General features: G+C 64.6%; 22 protein-coding genes. 13 read left to right on the forward strand and 9 right to left on the reverse strand.

The annotated features are described in order from the left end of the window. Positions 1 to 9 precede the first annotated feature (9 nt). Together FYC77_RS15075 and FYC77_RS15080 are read left to right on the forward strand one after the other, a co-directional pair. Entirely contained in the window at positions 10 to 1,728 is a 1,719-nt protein-coding gene (locus tag FYC77_RS15075; RefSeq protein ID WP_149082327.1) for a cation:proton antiporter, read from the forward strand. After that, positions 1,721 to 3,367 (forward strand): cation:proton antiporter domain-containing protein, encoded by a 1,647-nt coding sequence (locus FYC77_RS15080; protein ID WP_149082328.1) that lies wholly within the window; start codon positions 1,721 to 1,723, stop codon positions 3,365 to 3,367. The genes FYC77_RS15075 and FYC77_RS15080 overlap by 8 nt, the downstream gene beginning before the upstream one ends. Positions 3,368 to 3,511: 144 nt before the next feature. Here FYC77_RS15080 and FYC77_RS15085 read toward each other — a convergent pair whose 3' ends face one another. Further along, positions 3,512 to 3,877, reverse strand: coding sequence for a universal stress protein (locus tag FYC77_RS15085; protein ID WP_238386974.1), 366 nt, complete (start codon positions 3,875 to 3,877; stop codon positions 3,512 to 3,514). Positions 3,878 to 4,018: 141 nt separating this feature from the next. Then, the gene (locus FYC77_RS15090; protein ID WP_149082329.1) at positions 4,019 to 4,342 is read right to left on the reverse strand and encodes a hypothetical protein; all 324 of its coding nucleotides are present in this window, start codon (positions 4,340 to 4,342) and stop codon (positions 4,019 to 4,021) included. A gap of 461 nt (positions 4,343 to 4,803) precedes the next feature. Here FYC77_RS15090 and FYC77_RS15095 point away from each other — a divergent pair, with 461 nt between their 5' ends. Further along, positions 4,804 to 6,801 carry a glycoside hydrolase family 15 protein gene (locus tag FYC77_RS15095; RefSeq protein WP_149082330.1) on the forward strand — a complete coding sequence of 666 codons (1,998 nt, stop codon included), beginning with the start codon at positions 4,804 to 4,806 and terminating at the stop codon, positions 6,799 to 6,801. Positions 6,802 to 6,924: 123 nt separating this feature from the next. Here the strand turns inward: FYC77_RS15095 and FYC77_RS15100 are convergent, their stop codons facing one another. From FYC77_RS15100 to FYC77_RS15105, 3 genes are read right to left on the reverse strand one after another with little or no spacing between them, the layout of a single operon-like run. Further along, positions 6,925 to 7,851 carry an AEC family transporter gene (locus FYC77_RS15100; RefSeq protein WP_149082331.1) on the reverse strand — a complete coding sequence of 309 codons (927 nt, stop codon included), beginning with the start codon at positions 7,849 to 7,851 and terminating at the stop codon, positions 6,925 to 6,927. A 42-nt stretch (positions 7,852 to 7,893) separates the two neighbouring features. Further along, positions 7,894 to 8,067: a hypothetical protein gene (locus tag FYC77_RS20195; protein WP_162354541.1), complete on the reverse strand. Its 174-nt coding sequence runs from the start codon at positions 8,065 to 8,067 to the stop codon at positions 7,894 to 7,896. Continuing rightward, a complete protein-coding gene (locus tag FYC77_RS15105) occupies positions 8,064 to 9,521 on the reverse strand; it encodes a DEAD/DEAH box helicase (protein ID WP_149082332.1) in 1,458 nt (485 codons plus the stop codon). The genes FYC77_RS20195 and FYC77_RS15105 overlap by 4 nt, the downstream gene beginning before the upstream one ends. A gap of 131 nt (positions 9,522 to 9,652) precedes the next feature. Here FYC77_RS15105 and grpE point away from each other — a divergent pair, with 131 nt between their 5' ends. The 6 genes from grpE (at position 9,653) to FYC77_RS15135 (ending at position 15,639) form a co-directional block, all read left to right on the forward strand. Beyond that, positions 9,653 to 10,780, forward strand: coding sequence for a nucleotide exchange factor GrpE (gene grpE, locus FYC77_RS15110; RefSeq protein ID WP_149082333.1), 1,128 nt, complete (start codon positions 9,653 to 9,655; stop codon positions 10,778 to 10,780). 254 nt (positions 10,781 to 11,034) lie between these two features. After that, the gene (locus tag FYC77_RS15115; protein WP_149082334.1) at positions 11,035 to 11,961 is read left to right on the forward strand and encodes a substrate-binding domain-containing protein; all 927 of its coding nucleotides are present in this window, start codon (positions 11,035 to 11,037) and stop codon (positions 11,959 to 11,961) included. A gap of 11 nt (positions 11,962 to 11,972) precedes the next feature. Beyond that, on the forward strand, positions 11,973 to 12,692 hold the full coding sequence (locus FYC77_RS15120; protein ID WP_149082335.1) for an ABC transporter permease: 720 nt from the start codon (positions 11,973 to 11,975) through the stop codon (positions 12,690 to 12,692). After that, positions 12,689 to 13,456 (forward strand): amino acid ABC transporter ATP-binding protein, encoded by a 768-nt coding sequence (locus tag FYC77_RS15125; RefSeq protein ID WP_149082336.1) that lies wholly within the window; start codon positions 12,689 to 12,691, stop codon positions 13,454 to 13,456. Before FYC77_RS15120 ends, FYC77_RS15125 begins: the two co-directional genes overlap by 4 nt. 46 nt (positions 13,457 to 13,502) lie before the next feature. Continuing rightward, complete coding sequence (locus FYC77_RS15130) at positions 13,503 to 14,192, forward strand: TOBE domain-containing protein (protein ID WP_149082337.1); 690 nt, start codon at positions 13,503 to 13,505, stop codon at positions 14,190 to 14,192. A 406-nt stretch (positions 14,193 to 14,598) separates the two neighbouring features. Continuing rightward, positions 14,599 to 15,639 (forward strand): DnaJ domain-containing protein, encoded by a 1,041-nt coding sequence (locus FYC77_RS15135; protein WP_149082338.1) that lies wholly within the window; start codon positions 14,599 to 14,601, stop codon positions 15,637 to 15,639. A 28-nt stretch (positions 15,640 to 15,667) separates the two neighbouring features. Here FYC77_RS15135 and menD read toward each other — a convergent pair whose 3' ends face one another. The 3 genes from menD to FYC77_RS15150 are packed head-to-tail and all read right to left on the reverse strand — an operon-like array spanning position 15,668 to position 19,511. After that, positions 15,668 to 17,476: a 2-succinyl-5-enolpyruvyl-6-hydroxy-3-cyclohexene-1-carboxylic-acid synthase gene (gene menD, locus FYC77_RS15140; RefSeq protein ID WP_149082339.1), complete on the reverse strand. Its 1,809-nt coding sequence runs from the start codon at positions 17,474 to 17,476 to the stop codon at positions 15,668 to 15,670. After that, positions 17,473 to 18,837, reverse strand: a complete 1,365-nt coding sequence (locus FYC77_RS15145; protein ID WP_149082340.1) for an isochorismate synthase — start codon at positions 18,835 to 18,837, stop codon at positions 17,473 to 17,475. Before FYC77_RS15145 ends, menD begins: the two co-directional genes overlap by 4 nt. A 32-nt stretch (positions 18,838 to 18,869) precedes the next feature. After that, the gene (locus FYC77_RS15150) at positions 18,870 to 19,511 is read right to left on the reverse strand and encodes a sulfite oxidase-like oxidoreductase (protein ID WP_149082341.1); all 642 of its coding nucleotides are present in this window, start codon (positions 19,509 to 19,511) and stop codon (positions 18,870 to 18,872) included. A 254-nt stretch (positions 19,512 to 19,765) separates the two neighbouring features. Here FYC77_RS15150 and FYC77_RS15155 point away from each other — a divergent pair, with 254 nt between their 5' ends. Then, positions 19,766 to 20,065, forward strand: coding sequence for a hypothetical protein (locus FYC77_RS15155; RefSeq protein WP_149082342.1), 300 nt, complete (start codon positions 19,766 to 19,768; stop codon positions 20,063 to 20,065). 267 nt (positions 20,066 to 20,332) lie between these two features. Next, entirely contained in the window at positions 20,333 to 20,557 is a 225-nt protein-coding gene (locus FYC77_RS15160; protein WP_149082343.1) for a ribbon-helix-helix domain-containing protein, read from the forward strand. Between the two features lie 5 nt (positions 20,558 to 20,562). Here the strand turns inward: FYC77_RS15160 and FYC77_RS15165 are convergent, their stop codons facing one another. Then, positions 20,563 to 20,748, reverse strand: a complete 186-nt coding sequence (locus FYC77_RS15165) for a DUF7550 family protein (protein WP_149082344.1) — start codon at positions 20,746 to 20,748, stop codon at positions 20,563 to 20,565. 139 nt (positions 20,749 to 20,887) lie between these two features. Between FYC77_RS15165 and FYC77_RS15170 the strand changes: the two genes are divergently transcribed. After that, positions 20,888 to 21,577, forward strand: coding sequence for a hypothetical protein (locus FYC77_RS15170; RefSeq protein WP_238386976.1), 690 nt, complete (start codon positions 20,888 to 20,890; stop codon positions 21,575 to 21,577). Then, a complete protein-coding gene (locus FYC77_RS15175) occupies positions 21,574 to 22,917 on the forward strand; it encodes a hypothetical protein (protein WP_149082345.1) in 1,344 nt (447 codons plus the stop codon). Before FYC77_RS15170 ends, FYC77_RS15175 begins: the two co-directional genes overlap by 4 nt.

The raw sequence follows: 22,917 nt of genomic DNA on the forward strand, positions 1-22,917 counted from the left end.
TTTCGACACATGTCACTCGGCGGAATCGCTCTCGCGACGGACTTTGCGTTACTGATCGTCGCCGCGACGATTCTGAGCTACGTGGCGAGGCTGCTGAACCAGCCGACGATCGTCGCGTACGTCCTCACCGGCGTGGTCGTCGGCCCGATCGGCCTCGGGATCGTCGCCGAGGACCAACTGATCGAGATCGTCGCCGAACTCGGCCTCGGATTCCTCTTGTTCCTGCTCGGCATCGAGATGCGATTCGAGGACATTCGGGAGATCGTCCGACCCGTCGGTGCGATCGCGGTCGGACAGGCGGTACTCCAGGCGATCGCCTCGACGGCCGTCGCCCTCGTCCTCGGGTTCACGCTCTTTCAGTCGCTGATGATCGCGCTGGCGACGACGTTCGGCGCGACGCCGATCATCGTCAAGGTCCTCGGCGACAAAGACGATCTGAAAACGCTGTACGGCAAGGTCGACGTCGGCATCCTCATCTTTCAGGACATCTACCTCGTGATGGCGCTTGCGATACTGGCAGTCGGGACCGTCGACGGCGTAAGCGAGATCGCCGTCAGCATCGGCCGCGTCTTCTTCCTGATGGGCGTCATCGGCGTCGTCGCGTACCTCGCCAGCCGGTACTTTCTCCCCGCGCTGTTGCGAGCGAGCGCCGCGAACAAGGGCACGCTCTTTACCGTCGGTATCGCCTGGGCGTTCCTCTTTATCTTCGCGGCCGAATCGCTCGAGTTGTCGGTCGAGATCGGCGCGTTTCTGGCGGGACTCGCACTCGCCCAGCTTCCGTACAGCACCGAACTGAAAGAGCGGATGCGCCCGGCGACGAACTTCTTCATCGCCGTCTTCTTCGCGTCGATCGCCCTCCAGATGGAGGTGGACCAATTACTCGCCTACTGGTGGCAAGCGATCGTCGCTGCCGTCTTGCTCATCGTGATCAACTTCTTCATCGTCTTCGGGCTCTTCTACAGCCAGCGATTCGACGTCGAGACGTCGTTTCTCGGCACGGTCTCGATGCTCCAGGTCAGCGAGTTCTCGCTGGTGCTGGGTGCGCTCGCGGTCGATCAGGGGTTCATCGAGGAGGGTATCCTCGGCTTTCTCAGCCTGATGGCGCTGATCACGATGCCGATTTCGACGTACTACGTGCTCTACAACCGGCGGATCTTCCGGTACGTCCGCCCGTGCCTCGAGCGACTGGAACGCGAGGACACCCTCGAGGCCCAGCCGGTCGAGTACGAGAACCACGCGGTGATCGTCGGCTACAGCCGACTAACCGGAGAACTCGCGGACGTCCTCAGAGCCTCCGTCGACGAGGTCGTCTTCGTCGAGGACCGCGCCGAGTACGTCGACGAACTCGCCGAGGCCGACGACGGGTTCATCTTCGGTAACGCCAGACACGGCGACGTCCGACAGGAGGCGAACGTCTCCGGCGCGGACGTGGTCGTGAGCGCGGCCGAACGCGTCGACGTCAACCGCAGGCTAGTCGAAGACGCCCCGGAAGCGGTGTCGGTCGTCGCGGCGAGAACGGAAGACGACGCTGCGCTACTGGCCGACAGCGGCGCGGACTACGTCGTCGTGGGACGCGGACTCGTGGGGGCGGAACTGCTGGCCCTGCTCGAGACGCTCGACGACCCCCAGGTGTTCGATCGTCGAATCGAGGAACTGAACGATCGCGCACGGGACGGCGTACCGCGTCGGACCGACTCCGCTTCACGCGACGGTGAGACCGATGTATGAGATCCTATTCACACTGACGCTGATCTTCGTGCTCGCGGCGGTCTTGTTGCTCGTCGCGGCTCAGAAAGGGCTGCCGGTGATCCCGTTCTACCTGTTCGCCGGGATACTGGCGGGGGCGTTCGTCGACGAGACCGCGTTGCTCGACCTCGCACAGTGGGGGATCGCCTTCCTCGTCTTCCTCTTCGGAATCCACGTCGATCTCGAGGGGGTCCGATCGCAGGGACGAATCGGCGTCGCGGTCGGGACGATTCAGGCGACGCTCGTCGGTGCGATCGGCGTCGGCGCCGGACTCGCGTTCGGACTCGGTCGGCTCGACGCGGTGTACTTCGGGGTCGCCGCCGCGTTGAGTTCCTCGCTCGTCGCGACCAGCTACCTCGACGAGACGGGTCCGTTTCGACCGACCCACGAACGTCTCGCCGAGTCGATCCACTTCACCGAGGACGTCCTCGGAGTCCTCGTCGTTCTCTCGCTGAGCGCGTTCGTCTACGCGGCGACGCCAGCACCCGAGCAGTTCGCGGTTGCAGGGGGGATACTCGCGCTCGCACTCGGGATTCGTCACCTCCTCTTTCACCGGCTGACCGCCAGGCTCCGCGGCGACTCCGAGGTCATGATGCTCGTCGGCGTCTCGTTCGTGATCGGATTCATCGCACTCGCCGAAGCCGCCGGACTCTCGATCGTCGTGGGCGCGTTCGCGGCCGGTATCGCCGTCGCCGACGACTACCCGCACTCGCTCGAGTTGGTCGACACCGTCGACGACCTGGAGGACTTTTTCACGCCGATCTTCTTCGTCACCGTCGGCGCGTTGCTCACGATGCCGGGACTCGAGGCGATCGGCTACACGGTCGCACTCGTAGCGGCGGTCCTCGTCTTGAATCCGCTCATCGTCGCGTTCGTCCTGATCAGAGGAGGGTTCGACGGACGGACGGCGGTCCTCACCGGACTCACGCTCGACCAGGTGAGTGCGTTCACGCTCTTCATCGCGATCGATGCACTCGCCGCTGGGACGATCGCGGAGCCGCTGTTCGATGCGATCGTCCTGTCGGCTGCGATCACGATGCTCGTCGCGACCTACACCACTCGCCACGCAGGCGAGATCAACCGGTGGCTGCGAGCACGCGGCTTCGTCAGCCTCCTCGGCGATCCGGTTGACGACCGAACGCGCGTCTCCGACGACCTCGAGGCGCACGTCATACTCCTCGATTACCAGCACGGTGGTCAGTCCGTTCTCGAGGCCTGCGCCGAGCTCGACCGGCCGGTGCTCGTCGTAGAGGACAACCCCGTGGTGTTCGAGGAAATACGCGGCGAGTGCGACGAGTACGTCTACGGCGACATCTCGAGCGAACGCGTCTGGGAGCAGGCGCGACTCGAGGAGGCGGCCGTAGTCGTCTCGCTCACGCCGGAGCGCGACCGCGCCGAGACGGTCCTCGACCTCGATACCGACGTACCACGGATCGTTCGCGTGAACGAAACCGACGCGGCCGACGCCTTCCTCGAGCGGGGCGCGAGTGGCGTCATCTACCCCGACGCCATCGCGGCCGAACGCGTCGGCGACGACCTCGACGCGCTACTCGCCGGCGAGAGTTCTCTCGAGGAGTTCAGAGCGCGCGGTCGATCACAGTTCGAAGATCCGTCGTCGTGACGCGCATCACAATCGTCGACCGTCTCGCACACCTGCCCGCGAATCAGCGGCCAGCACGACCAGTGTGACCACCCGAGGACGAGCGGTGGGGAACTCGTTTCACCGATTGCTCCGGTTCGCCGTCCGGCGCGTCGGCCGAGATCGTCAGGTCAGTCTCGCATCCGGACGAACGACGAACACGTCCGCGGGAGCTTCGTTGACGACGTACTTCGCCACCGTCCCGTGCAGCTTCTCCGCCACGTCCGACGCGCCGGTCGATCCGATGACGATCACGTCGATGTCGTGGTCGGCGGCGTAGGCCTCGATCGTCGTTCGCGGAACGCCGGACTCGACGCCTGTGACACTCTCGAGTTCCTGCTCGGTTGCCCGCTGTTCGACGTCTTCGATCACGTCTCGCCCCTGGTTCAGTTCCTCGGCGACTTTCTCCTCGAGTCCCTTCTGGGTCGGTTCCGACCGCGTTCGCTCCGCGACGTAGAGTGCGTGCAACTGCGCGTCGTAGCGATCCGCCATATCGACGGCGCGTCGACGGCCAGCGTCGCGGTGTCGCTTCCGTCGGCCGACACGAGGATTCTGTCGTACATGACTGGCCCCCGGAGTGGATACGGGTCGGTATCCGCCGGGTATGAGAATTGTGCCGGAGTATCGAGACAGCTATTCGAGCCGGTGCCACAGCGGAGTCGATTCGAGTTCCTGGAGAGCCGAGTCGAGTTCCGATCGGATCGCGCCGTAAAACCGTTCTCGCCCGACGGGCGTCCGAACGCGGATGAGGGCGGTTTCACTCGTCACCGCGAACAGGGATACTCGCCACTTCCGGCCCTCGTGGGTCCACGTACCGAGAAGCGTCGCTTCCTCGTCCTGTACGGAACGTGACCCCAACTCCCAGCTCAATCGGGTCGAGTACTCCAGGGAAAATGGCACGACACCAGGGAGCGTGCCGACACGATCGCCCTCCTCCCGGCTGTTATGGACTGCCATACCAGGAAATTGCGGTCGGTCAGTAAAAATGCACTCATTCTCGAGAGGACGACCACTTCCCATCCAGTTCACGGAGAAGTGAGTTCCCGTCCAGTGGCGACGGTGACGACGGCGCTGTGAAACGGTGAGTCCTCGGTCACTATCTGGGAAACGCGCCGGAAAGTGTTCGACACCCCCGGCTAATACGGGCTGCTGTCCGTCAGTACCGCCGCATCCGGAGAACGGGTTCCGGGTGCGGCGCCACACAGGTACAGCAATCCGTATGAAACTCGCCACTCTCGGCCGATCGAACGGAAATCTCGGAGCATCGCAACTCGAGGAATCGACCAGCCGTGAGCCCCGGCTACGAAACGGGGCGGCTATCGCACAGTCTACGTTTTTCTTGGTCCGCGTCGAACGTAGTTTACTGCCACTCGACCGGTCCACTGCAGTACTCTCACACCCACGCAGGAACCCGATTCATGGACGACGAATTCCTCCCAATAGACGCGTACGGCATCGTTGGCAACGACGACCGTTGTGCCCTCGTCGGTCGTGACGGATCGATCGACTGGTGTTGTTTCCCCCACCTCGAGTCACCGAGCGTGTTCGCGGCGATCCTCGATCCCGAAGACGGTGGTCGATTCGCCGTCCGTCCCACCGGCCAGTACGACGCGAGCCACGAGTACGTCGATCGAACGAACGTACTCGAGACGACGTTCGAGACGGACGACGGCACGGCGACGGTGACCGATTTCATGCCAGTTACCGGGGCCGAGGCGCTTCGTGATTCGAACGACGACGAACTCGAGCGCGATGGCGACTCCGCCGACGAGCAGGCACAGCAAGCGATCTACCGCAACGTCACCGGCGTCTCCGGCTCCCTCGATCTGGACGTCGTGTTCGAGCCACGGTTTGACTACGCACGGTCTCCGATCGCTCTCGAGTACGACGAGAACGGCGACGTCGTCGCGCTCGAGGAGCGGGACGGGTCGGAAAGCAACCACGGGGAAGTCGTCCCCGGGAACGACCGAACCCACGACCACGAACCGGGGTCGCTCTACCTCCACACCGACGTCGACCTCGAGATCGACGCGGACGAGGACATCGCGTCGACGACGCTGACGATCCACGAGGGCGAATCACGCTGGCTCTGCCTCCAGTACGGCGGGGTGAACCGTCGCTCTGACGACGAGTGTGCCGACATCCTCGACGAGACCGTCGACTACTGGCGAGCGTGGCTCGAAAGCTGTGAGCAAGCGGCGACTGACATCTTCGACTTCGAGGAGGAGTGGCGGGACGCCCTCGTCAGATCGGCGCTCGTGCTCAAGGTGTTGATCCACGACGAGACCGGGTCGATCCCCGCCGCGCCGACGACGTCGCTTCCCGAGGAGATCGGCGGCGAACTCAACTGGGATTACCGGTACAACTGGATTCGCGACGCGAAGTTCACCATTCAGGCGCTTCACAGCGTCGGCCAGTCGACGGAAGCCCGCCGCTACTTCGAGTGGTTCCGGGAGATCGGCCACGAAACGCCCGCGGATATCCAGCCGCTGTACGACCTCCACGGGGGAACGGATCTCGAGGAGGAGTACCTCGAGCATCTCTCCGGCTACCGCGAGTCGACGCCGGTCCGAATCGGTAACGCAGCCGCGGGCCAGGAACAACTCGACATCTACGGAACGATCGTTCAGGGTATCTACGAAACCGTTCGGTACGAGGACGGCCTCTCCGAGTACGACTGGGAGTCGATCCGCGCGCTCGCGAACTACGTCTGTGACCACTGGGACGAGCAAGGCAAGGGGATCTGGGAGTTTCGCGACCTCCACGAACACTTCGTTCACTCGAAGCTGCTGTGCTGGGTGGCACTCGACCGCGCGCTCCGGTTGGCCGACGAGTACGATCGCGAGGGGCCGTCCGACCGGTGGAAACGCGAACGCGAGAACGTCCGGAACGCGATCGAAGAACGCGGATACAACGAGGAACGCGAGAGCTTCGTCCAGTACTTCGACGCCGACGGCGCTCTCGACGCGACCGCCCTCCTGATCCCGCTGTACGACTTCTTGCCGCCAGAGGACGAGCGCGTCCAGAACACGATCGATACGATCCTCGAGGAGTTGACGACCGACGGCGGCCTCGTCTTTCGGTTCGCGGACAGCCCGGCCCGTCCGCGTGAACCCGGCGGGTTCATCATCTGTTCGTGCTGGCTCGTCGACGCGCTGGCGCTCTCCGGCCGCCTCGAGGAGGCGACCGAGATCTTCGAGTCGCTTCTCGAGCACACCTCGTCGCTCGGATTGCTCTCGGAGATGATCCACGAATCGGACGGAACGTTCCTCGGGAACTTCCCGCAGGCGTTCAGCCACATCGGGTTGCTCAACAGCGCGATCTACCTCGCCAGCGCGAGCGACACCGAGAAGTTGCCACCCGAGGAGCTCTCGACCGGTGCCGCGGCGCCGCTGTTTCGGCGACACGGCTCCTGATACGGTTTACTGTAAGTCATTTCCGGCGCAACCGCCGGACGGGTCGCGGTTGCGCCGGTAAATCGTTACAGTAATCCGTATGAGTGGTTTGGCAAGCCTGCACTGCTGGGCGAAACGAGGCCCTCACGTCAACAGCGTGATGACGACGAACAGCGTCACGATCGAGACGAGCGTGGTGGTGAACACGTTCAGGGAGGCGAACTCCTCGTCGCCCTCGAGTTTCGCGGCGAAGACGTACGTCGAGACGGCGGTCGGGGTCGCGAGCATCACGACCGACGCAACGAACGTCGGCGTGTCGACGGCCAACGTCGAGAAGACGATCCACGCGAGCACCGGCATGCAGACGATTTTCAGCCCGACCACGGTGCCGGTCGCGCCGACGTCGACCGCCGGGACGTCGAACTCGAGGGACGCACCGACACAGAGCAGCGCCAGCGGTAACGCCAGCGAGCCGACGGCGTCGAGACCGGTCGCCGCGGCGGTCGGGAGCGCGACGCCGATAGAGCCGACGCCCAGCCCGACGATCAGCGACAGGAGGACGGGGTTCGTCGCAAGCCCTCGGAGTTCGTCGACGAGATTTGCGTCGGCACTGCTGAACGTCGAGAGGACGACGATCGTCATCGGGACCTGAACGAGCGTCACGACGCCGAGGACGACGCTCGCGACCGCGGTCACCTGCGCGTCGAACGTCGCAGCGACCAGGGGCAAGCCGAGATACCCCAGGTTCGAGTGGTACGACTGGACGATCGCGACGCTCCGGCGACCGTTCGTCTCCTGTCCGCGATGGACGAGCCACGCCAGGCTGGCGGTCGTAAACAGGACGAATAACAATCCGCCGACCAGCGTAACCGACAGTAACTCGCCGATCGCCTGATCGTACGTCGAGACGAAGATGAGCGCCGGGAGCGCTACGTAGTAGGCGACGGCGTTGAGCCGCGCAGTCCGTTTCGCATCGAGGACTCCCGACGATCGTAACCCCGCACCGATCAGGAGGACGACCAGCAAAGCGAGCAGCCGAGCGAGAACGCCAACGTCAAATCCGAGGTCCATGCTCGATCTGAATCGGTACGAACGTTTCCGCCACGCGGCTGCCTATGACGGCGTGGGGTCTCTCTCCCGGTTTGGAACCGGCAACGCGGGAACCGCCGCCTCGAAGACCGCCGCCTCGAGAACCGCTCGTTCTCCCCGAGCGCTCTCGAGCCACCGCTGATGATCCCCGGAGATCGTCGACGCACCGCTGATCTGTCCCGAACATGCGATACTCACCGGCGACGGGCCGCGATGCTCACCTCCGACGTATCCGCGGTGACGACCTCGTACAACAACGCTCGATCCGTCTCCGCGCTCGGCCGGAGGATTCGACCGAGACGCTGGGTGAACTCCCGTTCGCTCCCGCTGCCCGAGAGGACGACGGCGACCGAGGCGTCTGGAACGTCGACGCCCTCGTCGAGGACGTTCGAGGTGGCGATCCTGGTGTAGGTCCCGTCACGAAAGCGCTCGAGGATCTCGCGTCGCTCCGCGGCGGCAGTCTGGTGGGTGATCGTCGGAATCAGAAACCGCTCGCTGACGTCGTACGCGAGGTCGTTGTGGGCGGTGAAGACGATCGTCCGCTCGCCGCGGTGGTCGGCGAGGATCCCCTCGAGGGCCTCGAGTTTGGCCGCGCTCCCGAACACGATCTCTCGGGCGCGCTGGCGCGCGAGCAGGGCCTCGCGGGCCGCCGGATCGTTGCCGGATCGCTTGACGAGTTCCTGGTAGTCCGAGCCACTTTGCATCCGGATGTTCGATTTCGCGAGGTAGTTCGTAAACGTCTCCTGATTTCGCTCGTATGCCTCGCGCTCGTCGGCCGTCAGGTCGACCTCGAGGCGTTTGACGTCGTAGGCGGCCAGGTGGTCGCCCGCGAGTTCGTCGGTGCCGACGCGGTGGACCAGCGGGCCGACGATATCCTCGATCACCTCGTGGGCGCCGTCCGGCCGCTCGAACGTCGCGGTGAGACCCAGTCGCGCGGGTGCGGCGAGCAGCCGTCCGATCTCGCGGTACCCTTCCCCGCCGAGGTGATGAACCTCGTCGAAGACGACGAGGCCGAACCGGTCTCCGATCGAATCGGCTTTCAGGTACGCCGAGTCGTACGTCGAGACCGTGATCGCCTCCCGGCGTTGCTCGCCGCCGCCGAAGCGGCCGATCGGCACCCGAAACTCCGTCTCGAGTTCGCGTTCCCACTGCTCGAGGAGGTCGATCGTCGGGACGACGACCAGCGTCGGCACGGAGAGACGCTCGATCGCCGAGAGCGCGATGACGGTCTTTCCGCTCCCCGTCGGCAGTTCGAGGACGCCGGCAGGAGCGCGGCCGACCCCGTCTTCGCTGCCGTCGGAACGATCTGCCCATCGATCCGTCTCGAGCCACGCCGACAGCGCCTCACGCTGGTACGAACGCAGTTCGTACGCCGACTCGAGGGGAGGGACCGACTCGAGTGCGAGCACGCGATCCTCGACTGAAACGGCTCGCTCGGCGAGTGCGTTCCGAAGATCGGCGTAGCGAACCGCTGGAACGCGCCAGCCACCGGATCGGCGATCGCTCGAGAGCGCGGCAACTGTCTCCTCGAGGGACCGAACGAGGGCGGCGTCGCCGCCGATCCGGATCGTTCCGTCTTCGTACCGGAGGTCGATCCCGTCACCGGCGTCGGACGACTGCGACACGGCCGGTACTGAGAACCCGTCGGTCATATACTGTCGGGATTCCCCACCACCCACGACCGGTCGGTTCGGAGCGGACCGAAACCGGTCGTCGGGATCGGGACAGGCCGAATCTCGGCGGGACCTCAACCCTTTTATTTACGCTGTTCGTTGATCCGAACATGAGCGAAGACGAGGGCACGAACTCCGCCCAGGGAGCCCCGTCCGAGGAAGAATCGGACGAGGGCGAGTCGACGGTTACCGAAACCGAGGAGACGTCCGAGGGAGACGAGCACGACTCCGAACCGGCATCGGACGCGGCAGAATCGATTGAAGACGAGCCGTCCAATCCGGTGGAAACGACGGAATCGAGCGCCTCCGACGGAACGCGCGCGCCCGACGAGGACCTACAGGAACTCCTCGACCGCGTCACCGAGTACGACGACGAACTCGCCGAGCGGATCACGTCGGTCCTCGAGGATGTCCAGGAACTCTCCTCGACGGTCGACCACCAACGCGAGGAACTCGAGGATCTCTCCGAGCGCGTCGACGCCCAGGCCGACACGATCGGCGACCTCCAGGACGACCTCGAGAGCCGCGAGCAGGCCCTCGCCGAACGCGAGGACCAACTCGAGGAGTACGAGGCGGAGATCGACGATCTGAAGAGTCGACTCAAGCGCAAGCAGGCCGACTTCCAGAACTACAAGAAGCGGGCGAAAAAGCGCCAACAGCAGATCAAAGACCGGGCGACGGAGGATCTCGTCGAACGCCTCATCGGCGTTCGCGACAACTTAAAACGTGCGCTCGCTGAGGAAAGCGACGACGCCGAGGGGCTTCGCGAGGGCGTCGAGATGACCCTGCGGGAGTTCGATCGGGTGCTCGCCGACGAGAACGTCTCCGAGATCGATCCCGAGCCCGGAACCGAGACCGATCCCCAGCGCCACGAGGTCATGATGACCGTCGACAGCGACCAGCCCGAGGGAACGATCGCGGACGTCTACACGCCGGGGTACGAGATGGGCGAGAAGGTAATCCAGAACGCGCAGGTGACCGTCTCCAACGGAGAGCTCGCCGACGAATCCGCCGGATCGAACCCGGACGCGGCCGAGGCGGATACGGACGCGGCGGATGCGGGGGAGACCGCGGACGCCGAGTCGGCGGACTCGAGCGACGACGCGGGTGAGGCGGCCGAGGACGACTCGAGTGAGACGGCCGACAACGACGGTGAGGACACGATCGAGCTCGGTGGTGAGGTCGATACCGGCGAGGAGGGAAGCGACGACTCGCCCGAGCGGACGGGCGACGCCTGACCTGCCGGCTCGTCCGAGTGGAAACGGGAACGGACACCCCTCCGAACGGGTCGGGGTAGATGAGACCGGTCCCGCCACGATGTCTCGAACGTAACTGTCAGGGGCGCATCCTGTTCCGGAGCTGTGTCGAACTCTGAACGAAACGATGGGTGTTTTACAGCAGCGGCTATACCGACGTTTGGATCGCTTCTGTAACTGGAACTGGTTACGGACACGGCCACAGCTATTTGTACGACGGCTCCCTCGTGGTATCCATGGCGATACAACGACGGGCGTTCGTCGGAGGAATCGGGGCCACGGTCGCAGTCGGTCTTGCCGGGTGCACCGCACTCGGCGGTGACGAGAGCGGTGATCAACCAACGATCAGCGACGAGACGCTGACGCTCACGACGACGACGAGTACCTACGATACTGGTCTGCTCGACGAGGTCAACGGCTCGTTCCAGGATCGCTACGGCGTCACAGTCGACACCGTCTCACAGGGGACGGGCGCCGCGATCGAAACCGGTCGAAGCGGCGACGCCGACGTCGTGATGGTCCACGCCCGTTCCCAGGAAGACGAGTTCATGAACGACGGTTACGCGATCAACCGACGAGATCTTATGTTCAACGACTTCGTCGTCGTCGGGGAACCGGACGATCCTGCCGGGATCGCCGACGGGGACGACGCCGTCGAGGCGTTTACCCAGATTGCCGACTCGGAATCAACGTTCGTCTCGCGCGGGGACAACTCGGGGACCCACACCAAAGAACGCGAGATCTGGGCCGAAGCGGGATTCGACGACGACTTCGGCGAGTGGTACCTCGAGGCGGGGCAAGGGATGGGCGAAGTGCTCGTCCAGACCGCCCAACAGGGCGGATACACGCTCGCAGATCGCGGCACGTACCTCTCGATGATCGACGAAATCGACCTCGAGATCCACGTCGACGGACCGGTAGAAGACGGGCCGGAGATTCTCGCGAACCCCTACGGCATCTTCGCGATCAACCCTGCCGTTCACGAGAACGCGAACTACGACCTCGCGATGGCGTACATCGGGTTCCTCACGAGCGTCGAGGGGCAGGATATCATCGACGAATACACCGTGGAAGGAGAACAACTCTTCTTCCCGAGAGCGCTCGCCGAGGAACCGAACTACCACCAGTACGTTCCCGAAGATTGGGACGGTTCGGACCAGTAACCCGACGACCGATGTCACTCGAGCCAGCGACAGTTGCGCCACTGCTCGCCGAGTTCCCCTTCGAGTGGAACTACATCCGAAGTATCGTCCGGGTGTCGCTCTACGTGAGCATCACGGCCGTCGCGTTGAGTACGGCGTTCAGCTTGCCGGTCGCACTCCTCGTCGGCTTTCGAGAGTTTCCCGGCAAGACGCTGCTCGCGTCGATCATCAACACGGGAATGGGGTTTCCGAGCGTCGTCGTCGGACTCGTCGTGCTGTTTACGGTCTCGAACGAAGGGCCACTCGGCTCGTGGGATCTCGTGTTCACGCCCGAAGCGATGATCCTCTCACAGTTCGTTCTCGCCGCGCCGGTCATCACGGGCGTCAGCCTGGCCGCGGTGAGTAGCGTCGAACAGAACGTCCGCGATGCGGCCTACGCGATGGGCGGGACGAGATTCGACGTCGCCCTCGTGACGATCAAGGAAGCCAGATACGGTATCGCGACGGCGGTGCTCGCGGGATTCGGCCGAGCGATTAGCGAAGTCGGCTCCGTTCTCATCGTCGGCGGGAATATCGCGAACGCGGATGGGACGTCGGTTACCCGCACCCTGACGACGGCGATCCAACTCGAGGCGCGACAGGGCCGGTTCAGGACGGCGATGATACTCGGTGCGATCCTCGTCGCGCTCGTACTGCTCGTCAACGCGCTCGTCGTTCGTCTCGGGAACGGAGGGGGTGGACGCTACGGATGACGCTCGACACGATCGACGTTCACCACGGCTACGGAACCGAGACGGTGTTCGACGGCGTCTCCCTCTCTGTTCGTCGAGGGGAAGTCCTCGCGATCATCGGACCGTCGGGCGTCGGAAAGTCGACGCTGCTTCGCTTGCTCGCGCTGTTCGACGCCCCGGACCAGGGCACAGTCAGATACGGGGGCGAACCCGTCTGGCAGATCCCCGAGTGGCAGCGACTCGAGTACCGCCGGCGAATCGGGATGGTGTTTCAGGAGGCGAGTCTCTTCGACGCGAGCGTTCGGCGCAACGCCGAGTACGGGCTTCGAGTCCGTCAGTCGTGGCCAGACCGGATTCGCCACGAACTCGCGACGCTCGTCGGACGGACGAACGGAACCGGTGATGCGATCGACGCCCTCGACACCGTCGGGCTACGGGAGAAAGCCGATCAGGACGCGTCGTCACTCTCCGGGGGCGAGGCCCAGCGGGTCGCGTTCGCCCGGGCGCTGGCCTACGAACCGGACGTGCTGTTGCTCGACGAGCCGACGTCGGACCTCGATCCGCGAAATACAGCGGTCATCGAAGATGCCGTCCTCGAGGCGAAAAACCGCGGAATCGGCGTCGGAATCGCGACCCACGATATGCACCAGGCCGAGCGCATCGCAGACAGGGTAGCGGTGCTTCTCGAGAACGACGTCATCGAGATCGGGTCGCCCGAAACCGTCTTCGAGAATCCGGCAGACGAACGCACCCGGAAGTTTATCGACGGCGAACTGGTATACTGAGACCGGTAAACCGGTCTGTCGTCACCTCCGTGAGAGAGAACAACCGATGACGATCGAAAAGGAATACAGTACGAAACTGACCGCCGACGGCGTCACGATCGATCGACGCGACGTTGACATGCTCGAGGCGATCGACCAACACGGATCGATGCACAAAGCAGCCGAAGCGCTTGGACGATCCTACGCCCGATTGCAAAACCGGGTCGTCGAGATCGAAGACGCGGTCGGACCGATTACGGAACGACAGCGGGGCGGAAGCGACGGCGGCGGGACAGAACTGACACGGACTGCCCGCGAGTTACTCAATCAGTACGATCGACACGACGCAGAACTCGACGGCGTCGCACGGGTTACGGAGTCCGTGTTCACGGGAACCGTCGCGGATCGAACCGGGGAACTGGCGACCGTCGCGACGGAGGTCGGGCCGATACTCGCACGGACTCCCGAAGCTGCCACCACCGTACAGATTACTGTCCGCTCCGATGCAGTCGTCCTCACAGATCCGGCGGAAACCCCCAGAACGGATCAGACGAGTCTTCGAAATCGATTTACGGGCGAGATTAGCCGGCTGGACACGGGTGAGGCGGTCTCGAGAGTGACGATAACTCTCGCCGACGACGTCACGTTGCAAGCGCTCGTCACGAACGCCAGTTCGGACCGGTTGGGAATCGCTCGAGGGGAACCGATTACCGCCTCGTTCAAGGCGACCGCTGCGAGAGCGATCAGTATCGATTGATCCCATCCGAGAATACGGGTCACAGCAATATCGACCACGACTGGACCACCGCTCGTCACGGCGGAGAACGCGTCTGTTTTTCCCGGCGAGCGTGTGCGAGTTACGGGCCGGTTGACGAACGTGACGGAGGCGAAGATGCGTCCCCTCGACGGAGTGGAAAATCGAACACGAACGTCTCCGCTTTCCTTCCATACTGCAAACCGCCGTTCGAACCGACCGCAGCCTCGAGATGACGGAACGACACTCCGAAACTGTCTGCCACAGCCATCTATTCTATATAGCGATATAGGGTTTGTCTGTCTCGTTTTCTCGCGGAGAACAGCCGCCACGAAGACGCCTCCACGAAGCTGACAGTTCACTAACCCGAATGGTTTTTCACGACGGGCAGCAGAATCGAGGTCGGCGGATGGGTAAAACGTACTACGACGTACTCGAGGTCGACCCGGATGCGACCGAAGACCAGATCCAGGACGCATACCGCGAACGTGTTCTCGAGACCCATCCTGATCACAACGACGCTCCCGACGCCACCGAGCAGTTCCAGCGCGTGTCGACGGCCGAGTCGATTCTCACTGACGAGACGGAACGCGCCCGGTACGACCGACTCGGACACGACGCCTACGTTCGACTCGCCGAACACGCGGGTCAGACGACCGCGGACTCGAGCCATGATCCGGACGACGACAGTGGCCCGTCGGAGACTCGGGGCGGGAAAACGGGACGAACCGGCGCCGAATCGGACTCGAGGGGCCGACACAGTAGCAGGGCTTCGGGCAGCCGCGACACGAGAGATTCCTCGAGCAACCGATACGCTACCAGCGGGACGAGCGGACGACACGCCAGCGGGACGTCGGCTGGTGGACGCGACTCGAGCCACCACGCTCGCAAGCGGCGACGGCGTCAGCACGAGAAAGCACGCCAGACGTCGGCCGACCGGTTTACAACCGGTACGAGCGCGGATACCGGTCGAAAGCGAACGGTGCGAACGAACACCGATCGGGTGGGTTCGACGCGAGCGACCACAGACAAACCGGGTGAGACGGCGGCCGAAAGCGACGGATCGTCCAGCTTTCGGTACACCGTCAAAGACTGGGACGGCGACATCGACCTCGAGTGGGACGGCCGATCGATCGAACACTCGACCGCGGTGACGCTCGTCTGTATCTGGCTGCTGTATCCGGTGCTCGTCTACACGAGCGTGACGCCACTGGTTTCGCCGGTGTTCAATGGAATCCTGGTTCTGTGTACGCTCGGAATCGTCGCCTACCTCCTCACCATGCCACGAATCGCGACCGCGCTGTTTGGATCCTGGGCCGTCGTACTCCCGGTCGGACTCGCCGGATTCTCGCTCGTCGATCCACTCTCACTTCGCGGACTGCTCGCGATCGGATTCGTCTGGATCCCCCTCGGCTACGCGATGGCGCTGTGGTGGGCCCTGCGGCCGTAACCGGTCCGACGAAAATGCCCGCGCTCGATCACTCGGTGTCGAGTTCCTCCCGGACCCGTTCCTCGAGTGCGTCCCGTCGACGGTGGCTCCGTTCGGAGTCGAACGCGACGGAGAGCACCTGTGTTCCGTCGCGCTCGAGCGAGCGGCGGTACGCGTCCGCGAAATCGACGGGGTCGACGTGGTCGAACTCGAGGTCGTAGAGCGCTGTGAGGTCCTCGAACTCGAGGCCGTGGGGCGTCTTGAACTGCTCCGTAAACGGCGGATCGAACGCCTCGATCGGCAGATTGTGGAAAATGCCGCCGCCGTCGTTGTCGAGGAGGACGATCGTGGCGTCGACGCCACAGCGATCGACCGCGAGCAGACCGTTCGCGTCGTGATAGAACGCGAGGTCGCCGGTCACGAGAACGAGCGGTTCGTCGGTCGCGCTTCCGGCGCCCAGAGCAGTGCTCGTGATGCCGTCGATACCGCTTACACCCCGGTTCCCGATGACGGACAACTTCGAATCGTTCGGACGGCCGAACCGGTCTGCGTCCCGGATCGGCATACTGTTCGAGACGAACACGGTCGCCGGCTCCGGTGCGTGCTCGAGAACGGATGCGAGGATCGCTCCCTCGAAGGGATCTTCCGCGAGCGCTTCGTCCGTCGTCGCATCGTCGCGGACCGCCCAGTGTCGACGCTCCGCCTCGGAAACCGTCTCGATCCAGCCGTCTCGATCGGGATCAGCGCTTCCGTCGGGAGAGTCGGCGAGCTCCGCGAGCAATCGCTCGAAGACCGCATCGGGCGAGGCGACGAGGAGATCTGTCGCGGTAAACGTCGCCTCGCGCCACGCGCCTGCGGGATCGATCAGCGTCTGCGCTGCGTCCGCGTCGCGAAGCGCGTGGCGCAGTGACTTCGACGTCGGAGACGCACCGAACCGAACGACGAGGTCGGGTTCGGGAAGCTCCGAGACGTACGCGTCGTAGCCGCCGACGACCGTGGCCGCTCCCGTCGAATCGCCCGAATCAGCCACGTGTGGACCGAACCGAAGGCCCGACAGCGGATCCGCGAGAACCGGTGCACCGACCCGCTCGGCGACGGCGACGATCCGGTCGGGATCGAGGGCGCACAGGTCGGCGGGGTCGGCCGGTCCGGCGACGATCAGCGGTCGGTTAGCTCCCTCGAGCGCCGTCGCGAGCGATCGGATCGCCTCGTCGCTCGGAACCACTCGCCCCTTTTCGGTCTCGACGAACGCCTTCTCGCGTCCCGATCCGGCGAGCGTCTCCGAGAACGCCTCCGGAACCGAACCAGGGACGTCGATCGGCTCGAGTGGCTTCCGAAACGGGCAGTTGAGGTGAACCGGACCCGGGGGGACGCCGACCGTCTGGGCGAGTGCCCGCGCGGCCGTCGTTCTGAGGCTGCGACCCTTCCGCTCGTCCGCTTCGGGTTCGGGCAGGTCGGCGTACCACCGAACGGCGTCGCCGTAGAGTTTGACCTGGTCGGCCGTCTGGTTCGCGCCGCTGTCTCGAAGCTCCGGGGGGCGATCGGCGGTGAGCGCGAGCAACGGCACCCTCGCGCGGTCGGCCTCGAGAATAGCGGGGTGAAAGTTTGCCGCCGCAGTGCCGGACGTACAGACGAGGGCCGTCGGTTCGCCGGTTCGTCGAGCCCGTCCGAGCGCGAAGTACGCCGCCGACCGTTCGTCGAGGTGCGAGTAGACCTCGACGTCGGGATGTTCGGCGAACGCGACGGTCAACGGCGTAGATCGACTCCCGGGCGCGATACAGACCGCCTCGAGGCCGCCGCTGGCCAGTTCGTCGACGAGAATCCGGCCCCAGAGAGTCGATCGGTTCGGTGCGGTCATCGGTCCCGAAGCTCGTCGAGAATCGGTCGGAACTTTAGCTCCACTTCCTCCCACTCCTCGTCGGGGTCGCTGTCGGCGACGATGCCGTTGCCGGCGAACAGCGTAGCGGTGTCGCCGCTCGCAACCGCTGATCGAAGGCCGACCGCGAACTCGCCGTCGCCGTCGCCGTCGAACCAGCCGATCGGTGCGGCGTACCAGCCGCGGTCGAACGTTTCCGTCTCTCGAATCGTCTCCCAGGCCCGGTCGGGCGGGACGCCGCCGACGGCCGGCGTCGGGTGAAGCGCTTCGACGAGTTCGAGGACGTGGCGGTCGCGCTCGAGCGTCGCCGTGATCGGGGTCTGCAGGTGTTGTATCGTCGCCAGCTTTCGAATGCGACGGTCGTCGATCGTCAACTCGCGTGCGAGGGAGTCGAGTTGTTCGCGGATCGCCCGAACAACGAGGTCGTGTTCGTGCTGGAGTTTCTCGTCGTCGAACATTCGATCCGCGTACTCGTCGTCGGATTCGGGTGTCTCGCCCCGGGGTGCCGACCCCGCGAGCGCCTCGGTTTCGACGTCTGCGCCGTGTTTCGAGACCAGCCGTTCCGGAGGTGCCCCAAAGAACGTTCCGCCATCACGCTGACCGACCAGAAACCGATAACAGTTGGGATACCGCCGACGGAGGCGCTCGAGCGTCTCCGGAACGTCGACGGGTGCCTCGAGGTCGACCGATAGCGCTTGTGCGAGCACGACTTTGACCAGCCGGTCGTTTTCGATCCGGTCGAGGGCGTGTTCGATCTGTGAGGCCCACGCCGAGGGTGAGGTCGTTCTGTGCGTCGAGACGACGCCGGGACCGGTGCCGCTCGAACACATCGTCGGTCCCTCGGTCAACCGGTCGTCCCACCGCTCGAGGCGGTCGTCGGCCTCGTCCACCGAGTCCGAGACGACCGTCAACCACACGCCGTCGCGTTCGGTCCGCGTGACGAACGCGCGAGGAACGACGAACGAGGCGGCGGCGAACCCCGTCCACGGTGGCGTCGGTTCGTGGCCGTCGTGGAACGAAAACCCGCCGAACGCTCGTGGACGGGCGACCGTCGATCCGTGGTACTCGAGTGTGTCGAACACCTGCTTCGCCTGCGCCTGGAGCCGGTCGAATCGATCCGGGCCCGTCGCAGTAATGTGGGCCGCAATTCCCTGTCCGGCGATCTCGAGACCGTCGGGTGCGGCCCACAGGATCCGTGGGAGTTCCGCGTCGTCGACGACGGCGGCGAACGAGACGTCACCGACGGCTCGGCTGCGGGCGACCAGGTCGTTCGCCTGCTCGTCCGGATTCGAATCCGCTGGCGATTCGGCCGTCAGTTGCCCCTCCCCCGACGTACGATCCATCGACCGAGACTCAGGACCGGTCCGTCTTCAGCCTAACTATATCGCTCCTCTCGCCACGGGTTCGCCGTCCGGGAGTAGCCCCGTTTCTCCCAGTAGCCAGGTTCGGCCTCCGTCAGGAACTCGATCCCGTCGACCCACTTGGCACCCTTGTACGCGTACTTGTGGGGGGTGACGACCCGGAGTGGACCCCCGTGTCCCGGCGGTAACTTATCGCCGTCGTACGCCCACGCGAACAACACTTCCTCCCGGAGACAGTCCTCGAGTGGGAGATCGGTCGTGTAGCCGTCGAGCGCCGAGAACACGACGTGGGTGGCCCGGCCTGATTCGGTTCGGTTCCCCGTGGAATCGCGATCGTTCGGATCGTCGATCACGCCGGCGCGACTCGCGAGTTCGGGAAACGGAACTCCCGTGAACGCACAGTCGAGTTTGCTCCAGCCGGTGACACAGTGAAAATCCTGCGTCTGCGTTTCGGCTGCCAACTCCCGAAACTCCTCCCACGTAAACGATAACTCCTCCTCGACGGCACCGGTCACGGTAAACTCCCAGCTGTCGGGGTCCCAGGAGGGCGTCTCTCCCATCGAGAGCACCGGAAACGTCGACGTCTCGTGTTGTCCCGGCGGAAGACGCTCCTCGCCGAACTCCTGGTAGAGATCGGTTACGTCGGTTTCGCGCATACTCCCTCATCGTAGCCGAACGGACGTAGGTGTGGCGTTCCCCCGATTCCGAGCCGTCACGACTGGCGTCGGAGACGGCGTCGTGCCGATCGCGAACCGAACGTTCCTGTCCGTCTCTTGGTGGTAATTCGATATTTGGGTGACGGCGTAGCGGTCGAAACGGTTCGAACGGGCCGATCGATCGAACCCAGTCGCGGCCTTTCTCGTGAAACCCTCGCCACCCCTTAGTAGCGTCTCGCCGACTCGAGTAGCGTATGGCGAGTAGACAACAGATGACAGAACGGGACGTATCCGCACAGGCAGCCGAAGAGGTTGGCGAACAAGCGATGGGGCCGGCGTTTCTCGCATCAGTGGCCTCCGTCGGACTCTCGTGGTATTATTTCTTCGTCCGCGGGGACCGCCAACGAGGACTGTTCGTCGGGCTCTGGCCGCCGACTATCCTCGCGTTCGCGAGTTACTTCAATCAGCAAAAGATGAGCCAACAGCTCGAGACGATCACCAAACCGGGGACGTCGATCAAAAACGCGATCGACTCGATGATGGGGAACTCGTAACCGTCGGTCCCAACGTCGACCGGAGCCCTGAACCGCCGGATTTTGCGGGGACTCATACGGACCGTGGTCGTTCGGTACCGGTGATCGATGACCCCGTCCGAGCGATCACCGGTACAACGCGACAACAAGCCGTATCACGTTCACCGTCCGTCTCGATTTTCCGACAGGGGTCCCAATAGCCGTTCTTCTCGGCGGAAACCACCTGAGAGGCACACCCGAGGAAATCCCCGTCAAACCTAAATACCCCCTCGCCGAAAGCCGAATCAGATGCCGAAAGTAGAGATCACTATCCCGGAACACCTCGAGATGCAGATCGCCCAGATGGTCGAGCGCGGCGAGTTCGTCAACCGCGAGGAAGCCATCGAGGATCTGCTCTCGACGGGTATCAAAGCCTACAAGACCAGCGGACCGATGGACGAAGAGGAAGGAACCGGCGGCCCCGGACTCGAGGACGACGGCATGATGGGCCACGACGACGAGTACGTCTTCTGATCTCCTTATAAGCCAAGCGACAGGAGAGGTATCCCGAACGCGATCACCGTACCGACCAGAAAGATAGCGATGCCGACGCCGACGTCCCGCGCGGTGTACTCGCTCATCGGTGCGGTCGTCCGTTCGGCCTCCAGGTCGTGACCGACGTCTGCGGCCGTATCGTCGTCCGTGTGTTCGGTATCGTCTGCCATATTCGGCCCTTGCCGACTCGAGACCTTATACTGTTCGCTGCGCAGTCGGCCCCCCGGGTCTCCATTCGTGCCAGCGACGATCCGAAAACCAGTCGTCGATCCAGAGAGTATTTACTGGCGGACCAACAATTCGCTGTGAATGCCCTCCAGCGAATGCACCCGCCGCCGGCTGATAGCCTGCGGAGTCGGATCCCTCACGGCGCTGGTCGCCGGCTGTACGGGAACCGACGTCGGTGAAACCACGACTGCCGAGCACAACGCGACCGAGGGTGTGGGGACGGATCCGACACCCTCGGACGAGTACGACCTGCTCACGCTTCGGTCGGACGACGCCGAGGCGATCGTCTATCCGAGCGACGATCCGCCGGACGACGACGATCGTCACGCGAAACTCTCGCGACGCGGCCCACAGTTTCTCCTCGACGGCGACGACGCCGCCGACCTCGTGATCAATTCGCCAGACGAACCGGAGGCGCGGGCGTTCATCGAGGAGACTGACTTCGAGACCGAGTCCGTCGTCGTCGTACAGCGGACGATCGAGGACTGTTACGAACGCCGCGTGCTGAGCGTGCAGGCGAGAGACGACAATTTCCGAACGGAGTACTGTCGGACGCTGAAGAGCCCGACGACGCGCTGCAAAGCGGATCGCGAGGTGATGGAGGCGTTGTTCTTCCGGGTCCAGCGTGCGTACGAGGATTCCCCCTCGAGTCGCTCGAGCAGCGAGAGCATGTCGTGTCCACCGACGGTCCGCGACTCGCTGGACGGAGCGTCCGAGACGAACGGATCGGCGGACGAAACCACCGACGGAGCGACCGGAGGCGAGCCATGACGGACCGACCGGTCGCGAGCCGGCGGCGATTCCTCGCCGGAGTCGCCGCCACGTCGATGGCCGCCGTCGCCGGTTGTAACGAGACTTCGATCGGTGGGGACGACGGCCCGACCCGCTTCTCTCCGTCGGAAATCGATCCAATCCTCGAGCAATCCCGGCCGGAAGCCGATCGACCGGTGCCGATCGAACCCGACGACGACGTCATCGGGCGCGGGATCGAGCGCGTCGACGACCTGCTCGCCGACGTTCCCGATCCGGTCCCCGTCGAGACGGTCCCCAACGGCGTCGTTCGCGAGTCGATCGATCGGCGACGGGAGAGCGCGACGGACGACCGTTCGGACGCACTCGAGCCCCCGGAGTCGAGCTACCGTGCGCTCCGGGTCGCCGTCCCCAGGGCACGCGAGTCCGCTCGAGGGGCAGCCGTAACGCTCTCGGCCGTCGACGCGGACCCCGACCTCGACGACCTTGCCGCCGAGTGCGACGAGGCCCAATCGACCGTCGACGACCGCCTCGAGGGGCTCGAGTACCGCGGCGACGATACCGACGACGGACGGCTCCGTGGGGCGCTCGTCGCCGCCGACCGCGAGGACGACCTGGCTTCCGCTCGGCGAACCGTCGATCGCTGGCGGGTGACCGAACACACGAACGTCGTCGACCTCGGTGAGAGTGCGGGCGACGTCGAGTTCGTCGAGGCGACGGTCCACGCCTGGGATCACCTGGCCGACCGATACGACGCGGACGTCGACGGCGTCGACCTCGAGCCAGTCTTTTCGGACGCACTCGCGGTCTCGATCGACGCCGCGGACGGGGTCGATCTCCCCGATCAGGGCGAGCAGGACTGGCTCGACGAACTCGTCGACGGCGAACTCGAGATGGGATTCCCGCAGACGTTGATCTGGGACGCCGTTCGCCCGGTGTACGACGCGCGGGATCGGATGATCGACGCCCGCGAGGACGGCCGCCTGGGGACGGGTCTCGCGGCCGCGATCCGATTCGAACAGGAGTACCGCACCTTCCGAACCGTCCGCGATCGGTTCGAGGACGGCGACCTCGAGACGCCGGAGTCGATCGACGAGGTGCGGGCCGAACGGGAAGCCGCCATCGCCGCGGCGGAGTCCGCAATGGCGGAGTTCACGACGCCCTCGCTCGCCTCGGCCCGACTCGCCGAGACGCTCCAGACATTCGAGTGGACCGACGACCGGATTCAGCGAGACGCCGATCGCGATCCCGACCGGCAGGTGTCGGTAAGCGACGAGTACAGCGAGTACGCCTGCCTGCGGGCCCGGTTCGACGCGCTTTCTGACGCCGCCGCGGCGGTCCGCGAACGGCTGCTCGAGTGA

The sequence above is a fragment of the Natrialba swarupiae genome (assembly GCF_008245225.1).
Lineage (GTDB): Archaea > Halobacteriota > Halobacteria > Halobacteriales > Natrialbaceae > Natrarchaeobius > Natrarchaeobius swarupiae.

What these genes read in the sequence shown, in the direction of transcription:
- FYC77_RS15075 (WP_149082327.1), top strand. Translation starts at nt 10, where the DNA reads ATGTCACTCGGCGGAATCGCTCTCGCGACGGACTTTGCGTTACTGATC.
- FYC77_RS15080 (WP_149082328.1), top strand. Translation starts at nt 1,721, where the DNA reads ATGTATGAGATCCTATTCACACTGACGCTGATCTTCGTGCTCGCGGCG.
- FYC77_RS15085 (WP_238386974.1), bottom strand. Translation starts at nt 3,877, where the DNA reads ATGGCGGATCGCTACGACGCGCAGTTGCACGCACTCTACGTCGCGGAG.
- FYC77_RS15090 (WP_149082329.1), bottom strand. Translation starts at nt 4,342, where the DNA reads ATGGCAGTCCATAACAGCCGGGAGGAGGGCGATCGTGTCGGCACGCTC.
- FYC77_RS15095 (WP_149082330.1), top strand. Translation starts at nt 4,804, where the DNA reads ATGGACGACGAATTCCTCCCAATAGACGCGTACGGCATCGTTGGCAAC.
- FYC77_RS15100 (WP_149082331.1), bottom strand. Translation starts at nt 7,851, where the DNA reads ATGGACCTCGGATTTGACGTTGGCGTTCTCGCTCGGCTGCTCGCTTTG.
- FYC77_RS15105 (WP_149082332.1), bottom strand. Translation starts at nt 9,521, where the DNA reads ATGACCGACGGGTTCTCAGTACCGGCCGTGTCGCAGTCGTCCGACGCC.
- grpE (WP_149082333.1), top strand. Translation starts at nt 9,653, where the DNA reads ATGAGCGAAGACGAGGGCACGAACTCCGCCCAGGGAGCCCCGTCCGAG.
- FYC77_RS15115 (WP_149082334.1), top strand. Translation starts at nt 11,035, where the DNA reads ATGGCGATACAACGACGGGCGTTCGTCGGAGGAATCGGGGCCACGGTC.
- FYC77_RS15120 (WP_149082335.1), top strand. Translation starts at nt 11,973, where the DNA reads ATGTCACTCGAGCCAGCGACAGTTGCGCCACTGCTCGCCGAGTTCCCC.
- FYC77_RS15125 (WP_149082336.1), top strand. Translation starts at nt 12,689, where the DNA reads ATGACGCTCGACACGATCGACGTTCACCACGGCTACGGAACCGAGACG.
- FYC77_RS15130 (WP_149082337.1), top strand. Translation starts at nt 13,503, where the DNA reads ATGACGATCGAAAAGGAATACAGTACGAAACTGACCGCCGACGGCGTC.
- FYC77_RS15135 (WP_149082338.1), top strand. Translation starts at nt 14,599, where the DNA reads ATGGGTAAAACGTACTACGACGTACTCGAGGTCGACCCGGATGCGACC.
- menD (WP_149082339.1), bottom strand. Translation starts at nt 17,476, where the DNA reads ATGACCGCACCGAACCGATCGACTCTCTGGGGCCGGATTCTCGTCGAC.
- FYC77_RS15145 (WP_149082340.1), bottom strand. Translation starts at nt 18,837, where the DNA reads ATGGATCGTACGTCGGGGGAGGGGCAACTGACGGCCGAATCGCCAGCG.
- FYC77_RS15150 (WP_149082341.1), bottom strand. Translation starts at nt 19,511, where the DNA reads ATGCGCGAAACCGACGTAACCGATCTCTACCAGGAGTTCGGCGAGGAG.
- FYC77_RS15155 (WP_149082342.1), top strand. Translation starts at nt 19,766, where the DNA reads ATGGCGAGTAGACAACAGATGACAGAACGGGACGTATCCGCACAGGCA.
- FYC77_RS15160 (WP_149082343.1), top strand. Translation starts at nt 20,333, where the DNA reads ATGCCGAAAGTAGAGATCACTATCCCGGAACACCTCGAGATGCAGATC.
- FYC77_RS15165 (WP_149082344.1), bottom strand. Translation starts at nt 20,748, where the DNA reads ATGGCAGACGATACCGAACACACGGACGACGATACGGCCGCAGACGTC.
- FYC77_RS15170 (WP_238386976.1), top strand. Translation starts at nt 20,888, where the DNA reads ATGCCCTCCAGCGAATGCACCCGCCGCCGGCTGATAGCCTGCGGAGTC.
- FYC77_RS15175 (WP_149082345.1), top strand. Translation starts at nt 21,574, where the DNA reads ATGACGGACCGACCGGTCGCGAGCCGGCGGCGATTCCTCGCCGGAGTC.